Source organism: Anabaena sp. CCY 0017 (assembly GCF_963920885.1).
In the GTDB taxonomy this organism is placed as follows: domain Bacteria; phylum Cyanobacteriota; class Cyanobacteriia; order Cyanobacteriales; family Nostocaceae; genus Nodularia.
The window spans coordinates 1-212 of record NZ_CAWUDG010000137.1 but is presented as its reverse complement, the minus strand read 5'-3'; the positions used below and the strand labels follow the sequence as shown (position 1 = coordinate 212).

Below are 212 nucleotides of genomic sequence, written 5' to 3'. Positions count from 1 at the left end.
AGGTCCACATAGCGCATGGCGTTGGGCCCGTAGAACGTCGCCAGGACTTCCAGATCCTGGTGCCGCGTCAGCCTGTCGCGGCCATCGCCGGACGGGTTGTGCTGGATGGCGGGATAGTCCTGCGAGCGCGTGCGCGGCGTCACCCCCACGGCGCACCAGTCCACGTCGATCTCCGGCGTCTGGGGCACAGTCGGCTGCCAACGCGGTCTGAC

At 68.9% G+C, this 212-nt stretch carries 1 protein-coding gene; it reads right to left on the bottom strand.

All coding sequences use genetic code 11. From position 1 onward, the window contains the following. On the bottom strand, positions 1-188 hold a 188-nt coding region (locus ACM0OW_RS25975), incomplete at its 3' end, for a hypothetical protein (RefSeq protein WP_414553615.1). Positions 189-212: the final 24 nt, after the last annotated feature.